17 protein-coding genes are annotated in these 15,427 nt (G+C 73.0%); 6 read left to right on the forward strand and 11 right to left on the reverse strand.

Going from position 1 to position 15,427, the window contains the following annotated elements:
* The first annotated feature begins 171 nt into the window (after positions 1-171).
* Positions 172-1,050 carry a hypothetical protein gene (locus QIY60_RS27300; protein WP_283144828.1) on the forward strand — a complete coding sequence of 293 codons (879 nt, stop codon included), beginning with the start codon at positions 172-174 and terminating at the stop codon, positions 1,048-1,050.
* The gene (locus QIY60_RS27305; RefSeq protein WP_283144829.1) at positions 1,047-1,883 is read left to right on the forward strand and encodes an alpha-L-glutamate ligase; all 837 of its coding nucleotides are present in this window, start codon (positions 1,047-1,049) and stop codon (positions 1,881-1,883) included. The genes QIY60_RS27300 and QIY60_RS27305 overlap by 4 nt, the downstream gene beginning before the upstream one ends.
* On the opposite strand, the gene QIY60_RS27310 is transcribed toward QIY60_RS27305, so the two are convergent.
* The 4 genes from QIY60_RS27310 to QIY60_RS27325 all read right to left on the reverse strand — a co-directional run bounded on the left by QIY60_RS27310 (position 1,831) and on the right by QIY60_RS27325 (position 5,746).
* Positions 1,831-2,451, reverse strand: a complete 621-nt coding sequence (locus tag QIY60_RS27310; RefSeq protein ID WP_283144830.1) for a histidine phosphatase family protein — start codon at positions 2,449-2,451, stop codon at positions 1,831-1,833. The genes QIY60_RS27305 and QIY60_RS27310 overlap by 53 nt on opposite strands.
* Before the next feature lie 120 nt (positions 2,452-2,571).
* The gene (locus QIY60_RS27315) at positions 2,572-3,255 is read right to left on the reverse strand and encodes a triacylglycerol lipase (RefSeq protein WP_283144831.1); all 684 of its coding nucleotides are present in this window, start codon (positions 3,253-3,255) and stop codon (positions 2,572-2,574) included.
* Between the two features lie 132 nt (positions 3,256-3,387).
* Complete coding sequence (locus QIY60_RS27320; RefSeq protein ID WP_283144832.1) at positions 3,388-4,968, reverse strand: alpha/beta hydrolase; 1,581 nt, start codon at positions 4,966-4,968, stop codon at positions 3,388-3,390.
* A 115-nt stretch (positions 4,969-5,083) separates the two neighbouring features.
* Positions 5,084-5,746 (reverse strand): transcriptional regulator, encoded by a 663-nt coding sequence (locus tag QIY60_RS27325; RefSeq protein WP_283144833.1) that lies wholly within the window; start codon positions 5,744-5,746, stop codon positions 5,084-5,086.
* A gap of 202 nt (positions 5,747-5,948) precedes the next feature.
* Between QIY60_RS27325 and QIY60_RS27330 the strand changes: the two genes are divergently transcribed.
* Together QIY60_RS27330 and QIY60_RS27335 are read left to right on the forward strand one after the other, a co-directional pair.
* A complete protein-coding gene (locus QIY60_RS27330; protein ID WP_283144834.1) occupies positions 5,949-7,136 on the forward strand; it encodes a cytochrome P450 in 1,188 nt (395 codons plus the stop codon).
* Positions 7,137-7,148: 12 nt separating this feature from the next.
* Positions 7,149-7,340, forward strand: a complete 192-nt coding sequence (locus tag QIY60_RS27335) for a ferredoxin (protein ID WP_283144835.1) — start codon at positions 7,149-7,151, stop codon at positions 7,338-7,340.
* 57 nt (positions 7,341-7,397) lie between these two features.
* Here QIY60_RS27335 and QIY60_RS27340 read toward each other — a convergent pair whose 3' ends face one another.
* Positions 7,398-7,850: a nitroreductase family deazaflavin-dependent oxidoreductase gene (locus QIY60_RS27340; protein ID WP_283144836.1), complete on the reverse strand. Its 453-nt coding sequence runs from the start codon at positions 7,848-7,850 to the stop codon at positions 7,398-7,400.
* Between the two features lie 113 nt (positions 7,851-7,963).
* A complete protein-coding gene (locus tag QIY60_RS27345) occupies positions 7,964-8,455 on the reverse strand; it encodes a DUF2269 family protein (protein WP_283144837.1) in 492 nt (163 codons plus the stop codon).
* A 250-nt stretch (positions 8,456-8,705) separates the two neighbouring features.
* Between QIY60_RS27345 and QIY60_RS27350 the strand changes: the two genes are divergently transcribed.
* Complete coding sequence (locus QIY60_RS27350) at positions 8,706-9,437, forward strand: SDR family oxidoreductase (RefSeq protein ID WP_283144838.1); 732 nt, start codon at positions 8,706-8,708, stop codon at positions 9,435-9,437.
* A gap of 410 nt (positions 9,438-9,847) precedes the next feature.
* Here the strand turns inward: QIY60_RS27350 and QIY60_RS27355 are convergent, their stop codons facing one another.
* Positions 9,848-10,345, reverse strand: a complete 498-nt coding sequence (locus tag QIY60_RS27355) for a MarR family transcriptional regulator (RefSeq protein WP_283144839.1) — start codon at positions 10,343-10,345, stop codon at positions 9,848-9,850.
* A 100-nt stretch (positions 10,346-10,445) separates the two neighbouring features.
* Here QIY60_RS27355 and QIY60_RS27360 point away from each other — a divergent pair, with 100 nt between their 5' ends.
* Positions 10,446-11,084: an NAD(P)H-binding protein gene (locus QIY60_RS27360; protein ID WP_283144840.1), complete on the forward strand. Its 639-nt coding sequence runs from the start codon at positions 10,446-10,448 to the stop codon at positions 11,082-11,084.
* 11 nt (positions 11,085-11,095) lie between these two features.
* On the opposite strand, the gene QIY60_RS27365 is transcribed toward QIY60_RS27360, so the two are convergent.
* From QIY60_RS27365 to QIY60_RS27380, 4 genes are all read right to left on the reverse strand, one after another.
* Positions 11,096-12,454: an alpha-glucosidase/alpha-galactosidase gene (locus tag QIY60_RS27365; protein WP_283144841.1), complete on the reverse strand. Its 1,359-nt coding sequence runs from the start codon at positions 12,452-12,454 to the stop codon at positions 11,096-11,098.
* Positions 12,451-13,422: a carbohydrate kinase family protein gene (locus QIY60_RS27370; RefSeq protein ID WP_283144842.1), complete on the reverse strand. Its 972-nt coding sequence runs from the start codon at positions 13,420-13,422 to the stop codon at positions 12,451-12,453. The genes QIY60_RS27365 and QIY60_RS27370 overlap by 4 nt, the downstream gene beginning before the upstream one ends.
* Positions 13,423-13,549: 127 nt before the next feature.
* Positions 13,550-14,422 carry a carbohydrate ABC transporter permease gene (locus QIY60_RS27375; protein WP_283146092.1) on the reverse strand — a complete coding sequence of 291 codons (873 nt, stop codon included), beginning with the start codon at positions 14,420-14,422 and terminating at the stop codon, positions 13,550-13,552.
* Between the two features lie 11 nt (positions 14,423-14,433).
* Positions 14,434-15,396: a sugar ABC transporter permease gene (locus tag QIY60_RS27380; RefSeq protein WP_283146093.1), complete on the reverse strand. Its 963-nt coding sequence runs from the start codon at positions 15,394-15,396 to the stop codon at positions 14,434-14,436.
* Positions 15,397-15,427: the final 31 nt, after the last annotated feature.

Raw genomic sequence — 15,427 nt, forward strand, 5'->3', positions numbered from 1 at the left:
ACCCTCACATTAGTGTGAAGGGCAAGTCCCCTTTCCCCGGCGACCGCGCTGACCTGCGCCGGAACCCGTTCCGGGGCGGGGAGCGAGATGCGTGGCTGTTCATGACATCCTGTGTCGTCACAGCTCGCCGGACAGATCGGCGGACGTCCGGGGGGTTACAGGGGAAGGTCGATGAGGCTCTGCTTTCTGGTGGAGGAGCACTACCGCCACGACGGCATGCCGGTGGAGGTGATCAGCCAACTCGTCGCCTGGGGTCATCGGGTGGACGTGCTGCGCCCCGGCGGCTCCCTGCTGCGGATGTCCGAGGCGGTCAACGCGGGCAGCCATGACGCCTGGGTGCTCAAGACGGTGTCCGGCGGCCCGGGCCTCACGCTCCTGGAGGCCGCCGCCGCGGTCGGTCTGACCACCGTCAACGACGCCCGGTCGATAAGGGGCGTACGGGACAAGGCGCTCGCTGCGGCCATCGGCCGCAGCCGGGGCCTGCCGATGCCGACGACGTACGCGGCGGCCGTCCCCGAACTGCTCGCGGAGATACCCGACTCCGAGTTCCCGCTGGTGGTCAAGCCCGCCGACGGCAGCGCCGGGCGCGGAGTGTGCCTGGTTCCGTCGCCGGACCGGCTCGCCGCGATGACGGGGCAACTGGCGGGCCAGGGCATGCTGGTGGCCCAGCCGTACGTGCCCAACTCGGGCGTGGACCTCAAGGTGTACTGCGTGGGCGGCGAGCTCTACGCCACCGAGCGCTGCTCCCCGCTCCACCCCGACCGCGCGGTCCGCGAGCGGCAGGTGGCGCTGCCCGCCGAGGTGGCCGCGACCGTCGCGCAGGTCGGCGCCGTCTACGGCCTGGACCTGTACGGGGTGGACGTGCTGCTCGGCCCCGACGGGCCGGTGGTGGTCGACGTGAACGACTTCCCGAGCTTCCGTCAGGTCCCTCAAGCGGCGGCGCGGGTGGCGCGCGCCGTGCTCGAACTGGCCCGCACGGGCCGGGGGAGCGGCCCGGACGCCTTCCCGGCCGCCCTCGTCCCGGAACAGCAGCCGGGGGCGGCGGTATGAGGATCGGGCTGATCACCCCGGAGCCCGGCCATCCGCTGCTCGCCGCCACCACGGCCCTGCTCGCCCGCGAGCACGTGGTGGAGCCGGTGGACCCGGCTTCGGCGCCCCCGGACCGCGTGGCCGACGTCTACCTGCTCAAGTCCCGTACGCCGCGCGCCCTCGCGCTCGCCCGGGAGCTGGAGCTGCGCGGCGCCGCGGTGTTGAACTCCGCGTCGGCGACCGCCCTCTGCCAGGACCGCACGGCGATGGCGGAGCTGGCCGACGCGGCCGGGCTGCCGTTCGCGGCCACCCGCACCTTCGCCGCCCTCGCCCCGCTGCCGGACGACCCCGACCTGACGTATCCGCTGGTGGTGAAGAGCCGCCACAGCCGCCGCGACGACCTGGTCGCCCGCGCCGACGACGCGGCGGGGCTGCGGGCGCTGGCCGGGGTGTGGGCGCGGGAGCCGGTGGTGGTGCAGGAGTTCACCGCCAACAGCGGCTGGGACCACAAGCTGTGGGTGATCGGCGACCGGGTCTTCGCCGCCCTGCGCCGCTCCGAGCTCGCGCCCGGGGGCCGCGGCCCCACCCGCTCGCTCCCGCTCGACGACCTGCCGCCCGGCTGGGCCGACCTGGCGCTCCGGGTGGGGCAGGTCTTCGCCCTGGACGTGTACGGGGTGGACCTCATCGACGCGGGCGGCGGCCCGCTCATCGTGGACGTCAACGCCTTTCCCGGGATACGGGGTCAGCGCGGCGCACCCGAGGCGCTCGCGGAGCTCGCCGTGGCGGCAGGCGGCGGCCGCCTCATCCCACGGGCGCGGGCACGCTCCGCGGAAGAGTCGTGTTCCACGCCGTGATCACGGGCCGGCCGTGCTCGGTGCCCAGCCGTGACACGGCCCCGGTGCCGAGCAGGAACAGCGATCCGGCCGAGGCGGGCAGCCCCAGATAGCGGGCCGTCAGGACGCGCAGGAAGTGCGAGTGGGCGACGAGGGCGACATCACTGCCGGAACCCTCGGACGCGGCCCGGGCCTCCGCGAGCACCCGGTCGGCGCGCTCGCCGACCTGTTCGGCGCTCTCACCGGGGTGCGCGGCGGGCCCGGCGGCGACCCCGTCCGTCCACAGGTTCCAGTCGGGGCGCTCGTGCTGGATCTCGGGGGTGGTGACGCCCTCGTACCCGCCGTAGTCCCACTCGCTCAGATCGGGTCGCACCTGCGGGGCGGTGAGTCCGGCGAGTTCGGCGGTGCGCCGGGCCCGGGCCGCCGGGCTGACCAGGGTGAGTCCGATCCGGTGTCCGGCGAGCAGTGGCGCCACCGCGCGGGCCTGGGCCTCGCCGTGTTCGGTGAGCGGCAGGTCGGTGTGGCTGGTGTGCTGCCCGGTCAGGGTCCACGCCGTCTCGCCGTGCCGTATCAGGATCAACTCGCCCATGGATCGTTCCCGTTCTCCGCGACCGGGCCGCCGGGCTCGTCCCGCCGGACCGTGTATGGTGCAACCATCTCGCGACCGGTGGCATTCCGGCAGGCGGGGGCCGGTGGCGGAGGTCACGCTTCAGCGGGCCAGGAAGGCGCGCACGCCCTGTGAGACGGCGTCGTCGCCGAGCAGGTCGCTGTGCTTGAGGCAGCCCGCCGGGTTGTTGACCGCGCCGGTCAGCGGCACGCTGCTGTCCGGGTTGATCACCTCGTCGCAGTTCGACCACCAGGTGGCGTACCGGACGGCGCCGGGCGTCTCGTCGCCGTCGGCCAGGTGCTTCTGCACGTACGAGCCCGGGGTCATGTCGCGGCAGGCCTGGGACCACAGCGCGCAGGCCCAGGCGGTGGACGTGCCGTGGTTGGGCCCGGCGAGCGAGACCCAGTGGCCGACGGTGGCGGTGCCGCCGCCGAACTTGACGTACCAGCGCGTCACCAGGCTTCCGAAGGAGTGGGCCACGACGTCCACCTTGGCCGCGCGGGTCTGCGCGCGGACCCGGTCCACATAGGCGGCGAACCGGCCGGACAGCACCTCGTTGACCGACTGGCCGGTGTCGTAGCCCCAGGAGAACAGCTCGGCGTCGGTGTACCCGGACGCCTTGAAGTCGTCGCGCATCCCGCCCCAGACCCCGGGGTCGGCGTTGTAGCCGTGCACGAAGATCACCGGGGTGTGGGCGGGGGCGGCCGCCGCCGGTCCGGGGGCGAGCCCCAGCCCGGCGATCGCGACCGCCAGTGTCACCCCCACAGACACTGCTCTACGGCGCATGGACAGCACGATGTCCCCCTCACTCCGCAACGGCGCTGCGGAACACGGTTGTTACGAGCGGGTAGCTGGGAGCATGGTGGGCCCTGGGGCCGGTGATGGCCAGATGCGTGCGTCAACCCGTCGCGGACGTCTCTACTGCCGCCCCGCGGGCACCGGCAGGGGAGCGACCGGGCAGCTGGTGTCGCCCGCCGGGATCCGGTCGTCGAGGAGATAGCCCTCGACGAGCCCGTCCACGCACGCGTTGCCGTCGAGGTACTGGCCGTGGTCGCCGCCGCCGGTCACCGTCACCAGGCGCGAGGTGGGCAGGGCGCGGTGGGCGCGCAGGGCGCCCTCGTAGTGGGTGGCCGGGTCGTGCACGGAGTTGAGCATCAGGACGGGCGGCAGGCCCTTGCCGGTGACCTCCACGTGCGGCGCCTTCGAGCGCGGCCAGGAGGCGCAGATCGAGGCGAACGTCAACTCCCGGGCGCCCGCGAGCGGGTAGGCGCGGGTGGCTTCGGCGCTCTCGCGGACCCAGTGGCCGCTGTCCCGGTTCCACGGGGTGTCGGCGCAGGTCACGGCGAAGAAGTCGGCGAAGAAGTCCGCGCCCATGGCGTGCTGGAGGCGCTGGGCGAGGGCTTTGCGGGCGGCGGGCGCGGCCGTGTCGGGGTGTTCGAGGACGCCGAGCGCGGCGGCGAACCCGCCGAAGCGCCCCGTGTTGTACATCGCGTCGGTCGCGGCGACGTCGAGGCTGTTGGCGGTGACGGTGGTGCCTTCGAGCTCCAGCGGGTGCTCGTGCAGGGCCCGGCGCAGCCGTTCGTAGCTCGCCTTCGCCTCGGCCGGGGTGCGGCCCCGGTGGTAGACGGCGTCGTTCCGGGCCAGCCACGGCAGGAAGTCCTGCTCGAACCGGCGCTGGAAGCTGAGCGGCTGCCCCGTCAGGAACGACTGCCAGGACCCGCTGAAGTCGACGTTGCTGTCCAGGACCATCCGCTCGACCCGGCCGGGGAACTCGGTGGCGTAGTACGCGCCGAGGAAGGTGGCGTAGGACGGCCCATAGTACGAGATCCTGTCCACGCCGAGCAGCGCGCGGTACAGGTCCATGTCGTGGACGGCCTGGTCGGTGGTGATGTACGGCAGCAGCTCGCCGGAGTTGCGCTGACAGTCCCGTACGAACGCACGGGCCCGGGCGAAGGTCTGCCGGATCGCCGGGGAGGTGCGGTCCCGCAGGTCGCCGCTGGTGAAGAAGGAGTCGACGGTGGGCTGGTCCGAGCAGACCACGCGCGTGCTGCTGCCGACGCCGCGCTGGTCGAAGCCGACGATGTCGTACGCGGCCGCCACCTTCGGCGCGTCCTTGGCCAGGCCGGTGGGCCGGGTGAGGCCCGAGGCGCCCGGGCCGCCCGCCGCCGTCATCAGGACGCCCTTGCGCGGCCCGGGTCCGGTCGCCCGGTGGCGGGAGACCGCGACGGTGAGGTCCGGGCCCGCGCCGGGGTGGCGCCAGTCGCGCGGGACCGCCATGACCGCGCACTCCAGCGCGCCCGAGTCGCAGGGCCGCCAGTCCAGGTGCTGCTGGAGATAGCGGTCGGGCACGCGGGCGGCGCTTCCCTCAGGTGCGGTGGAGGCGTGGGCCGTGGCGGCCGGCAGTGCGGCGGCCACGAGGAGCCCGGCCGCGGCGGCGACCGACCAGCGTGTCGCGTTCGACCACCGGCTCGCGTTCCGGGACGTGCTCAACGTGCTCATGGGTACTCCCCGTCGGGGTGGATCGGTCGTCTGCGATCCTCCCGTCGAGGGCGGGGCCCGATCGATCCCGCTGGTACCCGGATCGCCGGTGGTACTGGTGCCACCGGCCGCCCGGTCACCGGTCGGCCAGCGTGTTCCAGAACATCGCCTCGTACGTCTGCAGCAGCCTGCCGTAGCGGCGGGCCAGGGCGGTCTCGGCCTCCGTGTGCACGCCCGAGGCGACGGCCGCGAGGGCCTGGCGCTCCAGGTCGGGCGAGGGCTCGGCGAAGAAGTCGAAGAAGCCGCACGCCTCGTCGGAGAATCCGTAGCGGCCGCGCAGCGCTTCGGCCACGGTGGCGCAATAGCCGCCCCACGCCGCGAAGTTGGCGGTGAGTGCGAGGGCCACCAGGGGCGGCTCGCCGTTCAGTGCCAGCCACGCCGCATAGGCCGGATACGTCTGGCAGCCGGCCAGCGGCTCGTACCGCTCGACGTCGTCCGTGTCGAGTCCGCAGGCGGCCGCGTACGCGCCGAGCCGCTCCTGGGCGAGCGTCTCGCCGGTCGCGAGCGAGCCGAAGAACTCCGCGCAGGCGGAGTTGCCCGCGCCCGCCGCCCGGTCGCCGAGGAAGGCGAAGGCGCGCAGGTCGGAGGCGATGACGTGGTGCTGCTCAAGGGCCAGCGCGGCCAGTGCGGACACCGTGGCCGACCCGCTCGCGATCTGCGGCACCAGCCGGTTGGCGTCCTTCGCGGGAGCCAGTTCCGCCGTGATTCTCTCCACCAGTTCCCGGGCCGTGACTGCCATGCGGGACCCCCCTTCCGCCTGCGCTCGTGGTGCTGGGCTCCCCAGGCTCTCATGCACACTCGGGGCGAGACGGCCCAATGCGGCAGAAATCAGCCGGATCGTCCGGCACGGACGATTCGGCCGAACTCTGCGTAGAGTACTTAGCTGCCTTGGGCATGTAATGGGGATCGGCAAGACGGACTCTTCGCTTGCGAGGTTCACCATGACCGAATCTGTCTTCTTCCCCCAGGACCGCACCTGCCCCTATCAGCCGCCCACCGCGTACGAGCCGCTGCGGGAAGCGAGCCCGCTGTCGCGCGTGACGCTCTTCGACGGCAGCACCGCGTGGTTCGTGACCGGCCACGCCGAGGCGCGGGCGCTGCTCGCCGACCCGCGGCTCTCCTCCGACCGGCTCCACTCGTCCTTCCCGGCGACCACCGAGCGGTTCGCCGCGCTCAGCGAACGCCGCATCGAACTCCTCGGCGTGGACGACCCCGAGCACAACATCCAGCGCCGCAAGGTCATCCCCGGCTTCACCCTCAAACGCATCGCCGCCCTGCGGCCGATGATCCGGCGGACCGTGGACGGCCTCCTCGACGCCATGGTCGAGAAGGGGCCGCCGGTCGACCTGGTCACCGCGTTCGCGCTGCCGGTGCCGTCCATGGTGATCTGCGCACTGCTCGGCGTCCCCTACGACGACCACGACTTCTTCGAGGAGCAGTCCCGGCGGCTGCTGCGCGGGCCGGATCCGGCCGACACGCAGGACGCCCGCGACCAACTGGACGGCTACCTGGGCAAGTTGATCGACCACAAGGTCCGCGAGCCGGGTGACGGGCTGCTCGACGAGCTCGTCGAGGACCAGTTGCGCACCGGCGGCATGGACCGCACGGAGCTGGTCAGGATGGCGGTGCTGCTGCTCGTCGCCGGGCACGAGACCACCGCGAACATGCTGTCGCTCGGCACCTTCACGCTCCTGGAGCACCCCGAGCGGCTCGCGGAGCTGCGGGCGGACGCGTCGCTGATGCCGGTGGCGGTCGAGGAGCTGATGCGGTTCCTCTCCATCGCCGACGGCATGCTGCGGGTGGCCACCGAGGACATCGAGGTGGCCGGGACGGTGATCCGCGCCGAGGAGGGGGTCGTGCTCGCCACCTCCCTGATCAACCGGGACGGCTCGGTCTACCCGGACGCCGATGTGCTCGACTGGCACCGCTCCGCCCGCCACCACATGGGCTTCGGGTTCGGCATCCACCAGTGCCTGGGGCAGAACCTGGCGCGGGCCGAGATGGAGATCGCCCTGGGCGCCCTCATCACGCGGCTGCCGGGGCTGCGGCTCGCGGCGCCCGCCGACCGGATTCCGTTCAAACCGGGCGACACCCTCCAGGGAATGCTGGAACTCCCCGTCACTTGGTAGTGGAGTGAGCTCATGAAGATCAGCATCGACGGCGACGTCTGCATCGGCTCGGGGCAGTGCGTCCTGACGGCGCCGGGCGTGTTCACCCAGGACGACGACGGGTTCAGCGAGTTGCTGCCGGGGCGCGCGGACGGCGGGGGAGACCCCATGGTCCGCGAGGCGGCCCGCGCCTGCCCGGTGCAGGCCATCTCGCTGGAGGACTGACGCCGCGCAGGTGGTACGGCACGGATCCCCGTGCCGTACCGCCGATGACCGCGGACGTCAGCGGTCGGTGTGCCGCAGCCGTACGACGGGAATGTCCCGGTCGGTCTTCTTCTGGTAGTCCGCGTAGGGCGGGAACACCTCCACCAAGTGCGGCCACACCCGGGCCTTCTCCTCGGGGGAGAGGGGCTCGGCGCGGGCCGGGAACCGCTCGGTGCCGACCCGGACGCTGACGTCCGGCTGGTCCACGAGGTTGAGGTACCAGAGCGGGTGGTCGTCGGATCCGCCCTTGGAGGCCACGATCAGGTAGTCGTCGCCGTCGCGCCCGTAGATCAGTACGGTGCGGCGCACCGCGCCGGTGCGGCGGCCGACGTAGTCCAGGAGCAGACAGGGCGCGCCGTGCAGGGTCGTTCCCTCGGTGCCGCCCGACTCCTCGTACAGCTGGGCCTGTTGGGCCACCCAGCCGGTCGGGCTGATCTCCACCGCGCCGCCGTCTCCGGGTTTCAGAGCCACTGCGTCCTCCTTCGCCGAGGGTGATTCGCCCTCCAGCCTGCCCCACTCGGCGGGGGTGCGTCGTCGGTGCGCACCCGGGCGGCCGGAAACGTTCCTTCGCGGACGCGCGGCCGTCAGCCTCCGGTGGTGGAGCCGGGCCGAAGGATCATGAGGACGGTCACCGCCGCCCACAGGAGGTTGAACACCCCGGTGGACATGGCCAGTCGGACGGTCCGGCGTGCGTCGACGGTGGTCACCGGCCCGGTCGGCGCACCCGAGGCGGCCGCGTCGAGCTCGGTGAGCAGCGCGTCCTGGCTGGGCAGGACGAGCGCGATGAGCAGGGCCGCCGCGAGCGTCGTCAGGACGATCGAGACGATCAGCCAGGTGTCGCCGAGGATGTGCATGGTGCTCGCCGTGGCGAACCCGAAGACGGGCACCGCGACGCCCACGGCGGCGTAGACCCGGCAGATCCGGTGCAGCAGCCGCACCGATGCCAGCGCCTGCGGGTCGCCGGGCGCGGCCAGCGCCCGCCGGACGGTGGGCGGGAACATGCTGGCGGCCACGGCGACCGGTCCGACGGCGAGGATCGCGGCCAGGATGTGCACGGTGAGCAGGAACTTCGTCACGGGCTGAGCACTTTCGTACGGGTATGAGGGCGCCCGGACGGGAGCCCCGGCCGACGATATGGCGTGCTCGGGCGTCGGAGAAGTGGCGGGAGTGCCAGCATCCAACGGATTCCCGCCAGGCGGGCTGCTCGGCCTTCGTGCACAGGGCTCCTGCGGCGTTGTCAGTGCCGGATCCTACGATGGCGGAAGATCACTTCCATTTGGAGTGGTCGTCTTGGAGCGGTCGTCCGCCCGGCGTCGGAGGTTCGTTGTGGAGCAGAGGTTCGTCACCGTCGTCACCGGCGGCAGCCGCGGTATCGGCGCCGCGGTCTGCGCCCGTCTGGCCGCCGACGGCCACGACGTGGTCGTGGGCTACCGCTCGGACGCCGAGGCTGCCGAGGCCGTCGCCGAGGAGGTGCGCGCGGCGGGCCGCAAGGGCCTGGCGGTGGCGGTCGACACGGCGGACGAGGCCTCCGTGGACCGGCTCTTCGACGCCGCCGCCGCGCTCGGCCCGGTCACCGGCCTTGTCAACAACGCGGGGGTCAGCGGCCCCAACGGCCGTCTCGCCGACGCCGACGCGGAGGGGATGCGCCGGGCCATCGACGTCAATGTGCTGGGCTATCTGCTCTGCGCCCGCCGGGCCGTGCGCGACATGGCGGCGCGCGGCGGCGGGTCCATAGTCAACATCTCCTCGGCCGCGGCCACCCTGGGCAGCCCCGGGCAGTACGTGCACTACGCCGCCACCAAGGCCGCCGTCGACGCCATGACGGTCGGTCTCTCCAAGGAGGTCGCGGCCGACGGCATCCGGGTCAACTGCGTGGCGCCGGGCATCGTCTGGACCGGCTTCCACGAGGACCCCGAGCGCCCCGCGAAGCTCGCCGGCACCATCCCGATGGGCCGGGCCGGGCGCCCGGACGAGATAGCCGGGGCGGTCGCGTGGCTGCTCTCGGACGACGCCTCGTACGCGACGGGGACGGTCATGCGGGTGGCGGGCGGGATGTAGCCGCGCTCAGGTGAGGGGACCGGGCGAGGGCATCGGTTCCGGTACGGGGTCGGGCCCCGGCGGGTGGGGTACGGGATCCGGCTCCGGTACGGGCAGGGGCCCCGGCAGCGGTCCGGGTCCGGGCGGGGGCGGGCCCGGAGTCGGCCCCGGCGTCGGCGACGGCGGCACCGGATCCGGCGGCCCCGGGGTGGGCCCCGGCGTCGGCGGGTTCGGATCGGGGTACGGGGGCTGGGTCATCGGGACCTCCTGGGGTGCTCCGGCCCTGGTCCGGGCCGGTGGGCGGGGCGTCGGCTCCGCGCCCGGGAGCTGTGCCCGTGCGGGCCGACGCCGTCTCCACTGTCTCCTCCAGCGCGTGCCCACGCCCGTCGGCCGTACTCCATCCGCTGCCCCCAGGGTCGGCGTCCGCCGGGTCAGTCGACGCCGTCCCCGAGGGATTCGAGGAGTTCGCGCAGGGTGTCCGCGAGCGCGTCCCGCCGGTCCGGGCCGAGGGCCGCGAGCAGCCGTTCCTCCGTGGCGAGGTGGTCGGGCAGTGCCCGGTCGGTGAGCGCGCGGCCCTCGGCGGTGAGGGCGACCTCGACGACGCGGCCGTCGGTCGGGCTGGGGGAGCGGGTCACCAGGCCGCGTGACTCAAGCCGGTCGAGGCGCTGCGAGACGGCGCCCGAGGTGACCATCGCGGAGCGCATCAGCTCGGCGGGCGTGAGCAGATGGGGCGGGGCGCTGCGGCGCAGGGTCGCGAGCACGTCGAAGGAGGCGGGGTCGAGGCCGTGCTCGGCGAAGGTGCGGCGCAGCTCGGTCTCGATCAGCCGGGAGAGCCGTTTCAGCCGCCCGATCACCGCCATCGGCGACACGTCGAGGTCGGGGCGGCGCTCGCCCCACTGCGCGAGCAGGAGGTCCACATGGTCGGTCACGGATCCAGACTAGCCAATCTCTTAGTGGTGAGATACTTTTCTCTTAGTGCTAAGAGAAACCTTCCGGCACGGCCGGACGGACCAGAAGGAGCGGACACCCATGCGCATCACCGTCTTCGGAGCCGCGGGAAACGTCGGCAGCCGCGTCGTGGCCGAGGCCGTCGCCCGGGGGCACGAGGTCACCGCCGTCGTACGTGACCGGGCCCGCTTCCCCGAACTCCACCCGGCCGCCGCCGCCCGTACCGGCGACGCGGGGGACGTCGAGGACATAGCCGCGCTGAGCGCCGGACAGGACCTGGTCATCAGCGCCACCCGGCCCGCGCCCGGCAGCGAGGGCGACCTCGTCACGGTGACCAAGGCGCTCCTGGCCGGACTCACCGGGACCGGCGTGCGGGTGCTGGTCGTCGGCGGCGCCGCCACCCTGACCCTGCCCGGCGGCGACGGCGCCACCGTCGTCGACGACCCGGACTTCCCGGCCGACTGGCGGCCCATCGCGCAGGCGTGCACCGAGCAGCTCGCCGTCTGGCGCGGCGAGAGCGAGGTCGACTGGGCCTACCTCAGCCCGGCCGCCCTCCTGGAGCCGGGCGAGCGCACCGGCAGCTACCGGCTCGGCGCCGACGAGCTCCTGGTGGACGACCGGGGTGAGTCCGCGATCTCGATGGAGGACCTCGCGGTGGCGCTCCTGGACGAGGCCGAGCAGCCCCGCCACCACCGCACGAGGTTCACCGTGGCGTACTGAGGCGGCCGCCCTCAGTGCCCGAGCAGCACCCTCAACTCGGGCTGGAGCAGCTCCCCGTGGGCCTGTACGAGGTCGTCGCACAGGTCCCAGATCCGCTCCACCGGCAGCGTGGCGGCGGTCGCCGCGTCGGTCATCGCGGCGTGCCGCACGTGCCGGGGCTCGCCCTCGGTGGCGGCCCGCACCACCAGATCGGTGACGCTCGCGTACGTACGGTTCAGCGCCGCGCACTGCGGCGGGAGCGCGCCGACCCTGGTCGGCTGCACGCCCTGCGAGTCGACCAGGCACGGGACCTCGACGACGCAGTCGTCCGGCAGGTTGGTGATCAGGCCGTGGTTGGGCACATTGCCGTAGATCGTGCGGGGGCTGCCCGTCACCACGCTGTGGATGATCTGCGGGGCGTACTCCATGGTGCCCTCGACGGGCAGCGGGCGGCCCGCCGCCAGGGCGTTGCGGGTGCGCTCGTAGCTGACCGTGTTGTCCTCGATGATGTCGAGGTACGCGCCGATCGGCAGCCGCAGCCGCTCCACCTCGCTGTCGTGGTGCAGGTACCACGGCACGTACTCGGAGGAGTGCTCGCTCGTCTCGGTGGGGTAGTGGCCGAGCCTGCGGTACATGTCCACGCGGACGCGGCGCAGCAGTTCGCGGTCCTTCTCGATGGCGGCGTCCAGGAGCGGGTGCAGATCCCGGCCGTCGCGCTCGAAGCGCAGCACCCATGCCTGGTGGTTCATCCCGGCGGCCAGGTACGACACGTCGGAGAAGTCCACGCCGACCAGCTCGGACAGGTCGTGCATCGTCCAGTACACCGAGTGGCACAGGCCCACCGCCTTCAGCCGGGGGGCGACCCGGTGGAGGTAGAGGAGGTTCATCGCCATCGGGTTGGTGTAGTTCAGCAGCCAGGCGTCCGGGCAGAGTTCGGCCATGTCCTCGGCGATCCCGCGCAGCACCGGGAAGGTGCGCAGGGCGCGGAAGATGCCGCCGACGCCGAGCGTGTCCCCGATGGTCTGGCGCAGCCCGTAGCGGGCGGGGACGGCGAAGTCGGTGCGGGTCGCCGCGTTCATGCCGACCTGGACGGTGTTGATGACGAAGTGCGCGCCGTCGAGCGCGCCGCGCCGGTCGGGGTGCGCGGTGATGACGGGGGCGACCTTCAGCGCCCCCGCGATGTGCCGGGCCGCCGCCTCGCTGGTCGCCAGCCGCTCGGAGTCGATGTCGTGCAGCGCGATCCGCAGCCGGGTGAACTCGGGGAAGGCGAACAGGTCGGCCAGCAGCCCCTGGGTGAACACCACGCTGCCCGCGCCCATGAAGGCGATCTTCACTTCGGCCGGTTCGGCCATCTCGGTGACTCCAGTCGTCTCGGTCGTCGTCTCGGTCATGCGGTAACTCCGGTGAGGCCGGTGCTCGGAACGCGGGCGACGGCCTCGTCCCAGGTGGGCTGGGCCGCGGTGCCGCCTCGGCCGCGGGTCGACAGCGAGCCGCAGGCCGCGGCGACGGCCAGCGCGTCGGCGAGGCCGAGCCCGCGCAGCATCGCGGCGACGAATCCGGCGTCGAAGCTGTCCCCGGCGCCGACCGTGTCGAGCGGCTCGACGGGCAGGGCGGGAGCCGTGGTGATCCGCGTCCCGTCGTGGGCGAGGGCGCCCTCGGTGCCGTTCTTGACCACGACGAGCGGGCCGCGCCGGGCCAGCGCGGCCGCCGCCTCGGCCACGCCCTTGGCGACCCCGGTCAGGGCGCGTGCCTCGGCCGCGTTGGGCAGCACCTGGTCGGTCACCTTCAGGACGGGGTCGAGCAGTTCCGGGTCCCAGCGGCCGGACGGGTCGTCGTTGGTGTCGAGCGAGGTGGTCGCGCCGAGCTCGCGCGCCCGTGCGAACACCTCGGCGAGCGCCCCGGCGAGCCGCGGCATCAGGAAGAACGAGGCCGCGTGGACGTGCCGGGTCGCGGCGAGCAGTTCCTCGGGGACGTCGCCGGGCCCGGTCGCGGTCAGACATCCCGGCGCGGTGAGGATCGCCCGGTCGGCGCCCCGGGTGAGGACGGCGGTGAGCGGGGTGGCCCGTTCGTGGTCGGTGGTCAGGGCGGAGGTGTCGACTCCGCGCGCGGTCAGGGCCGTACGGACGAAGGCGCCCGCCGGGTCGTCGCCGACGCGGCCCGCGAACGCCACGCGAAGGCCGAGCCGGGCCGCGCCGCACGCCATGATCGCGGCGGACCCGCCGAGGACGAGGTCGGCCCGCTCGACCAGCTGCTCGCGCTGGCCGTAGGCGAGGTCGCGCGGCACCGGGCCGAGGACCACGTCCGGGTTGGCGTCACCGACGACGAGCAGGTCGAAGGGGCGGGAAGAGGGCGGAGGCACGGGTGGTGAAGGCATGGCGAAGGGCTTTCTGGTCCGGGGAAGTCGAGTGACGGGGTGTCAGGGGAGCGGTGGCTTCCGGTGGCGTCGGCCGGGCGGGTGCTCGACCCGCCTCGGCCCTGAGCCCGCCTCAGCCCTTGAGCCCGCTCGACGTCAACGACTGGATGAAGGTCCGCTGGGCGAACAGGAAGGCGAGCAGCACCGGCAGCACCGTGATGACGTTGCCCGCCATCACCGCCGCCCACTGGGTGTGGTGCTGCCCCTGGAAGGTGGTCAGTCCCAGCTGGAGGGTGTACTGGGTGTCGTGGTTGATGGCGATCAGCGGCCAGGAGAGGTCGTTCCAGGTGGCGAGGAAGGTGAGCACCGCGACCGTGGCGAGCGCGGGCCTGGCCAGCGGCGCCACGATCGAGAAGAGCACCCGCAGCCGTGAGCACCCGTCGATCCAGGCGGCCTCCTCCATTTCCCTGGGCAGCCCGAGGAAGAACTGCCGGAAGAGGAACACCGCGAACGGGGTGACGAGCGACGGCACGATCAGCGCGCCGAGGGTATCGATCAGCCCCAGCCACTTCATCACCAGGAACGTCGGGATCATCGTCAGCTGGAACGGGATCACCATCGTCGCCAGCATCAGCGCGAGCAGCGCCCGCGAGCCCCGGAACCGCATCCGGGCGAAGGCGTAGCCGCCGAGCGCGCCGAGCACCAGGTTGGAGCCGACGGCGACGGTCGAGACGATGCACGAGTTGGCGAACCAGCGCGGGAACATCGCGTTGCCCAGCACATAGCGGTACCCGCCGAAGTCGACCCCCTTGGGCCACAGCGCCGGTGGGAACCGGTTGATCTCGGCGTTGGTCATGAACGAGCTGAGCACCAGCCAGATCAGCGGCAGCGCGAAGCACAGCGACAGCGGTGCGAGCAGCAAGTGCCAGGCGCTGAACGGCAGTCGGCGCCGGCTTGCGGTGCGGGGCGCGGGCGCCGCCGTGGGCGCCGTGCCTTCGGTGACCATGGTGGAGGCGGTCATCGGGCCACTCCTTCCGCGCGCCGCAGTCCGGACGTGGTGCCGGTGGTGCGCTCCCGGTGGCGGCGGTAGAGGGTCACCGCCGTGCCCGCGAGCAGCAGGGCGACGGCGAGGACGTACGCGGCGGCGGCGCCGTAGCCCGCGGTGAACGTGCGGAACGCCTGCTCCCAGACGAAGTACACGATGACCGTGGTCGACTCCAACGGCCCGCCCTTGGTCGTCACGTACACGAGGTCGAAGACCTGGAGCGCGGTGATGAGCTGCCACAGCACCAGGAACGCGGTGACCGGGGCGAGCGTCGGCAGCGTCACGTACCGCAGGACCTGCGCCCGGTTCGCCCCGTCCAGGCGCGCCGACTCGACGAGTTCGGTGGGGACGTCCTGGAGGGCGGCGAGGAAGACGACGACGCAGAAGCCGATGCCGCTCCACAGCGAGATCGCGAGCAGGACGTACAGCGACTGGCCGGGGTCGGTCAGGAAGCCCTGCGGCGAGACGCCCAGCTTGTGCAGGATCGAGTTGGCCGCGCCGAACTGCGGGTCGAAGATGAAGGAGAACAGCACGCCCTGTGCGGCGGCCGAGACGACGAACGGTATGAAGACGAGGGTGCGGTAGACGCCGACGAAGCGGATCCGCCGGTTGAGCGCGAGGGCAAGGGCGAGCCCGCCGGCCAGGCTCAGCGGCACGAACAGGCCCGCGTACGTGAGGGTGTTCTCGACGGCGTTGCGGAAGCCGGGGTCCTTCGACAGGGCCCGGTAGTTGTCGAGGCCGACCCAGCGGCCGGGGGTGACCAGGTCGTCGGCGCGGAACGACAGCAGCAGCGACCAGATGACGGGCACCACGCTCAGCCCCAGGATGACCAGGACCGACGGGGTGATGAACGCCCAGGCGGTGGCCTGCTCGCCGCGGGCTCGTCGGCGCCGGGCGCGGCGCCGTTCGGCGGGCTCCCGGTCGGCGGGGGCCAGGGTGAGCGGGCGGGGTGCGCCCGTACGGGAT

Source organism: Streptomyces sp. BPTC-684 (assembly GCF_030028635.1).
Classification (GTDB): domain Bacteria; phylum Actinomycetota; class Actinomycetes; order Streptomycetales; family Streptomycetaceae; genus Streptomyces; species Streptomyces noboritoensis.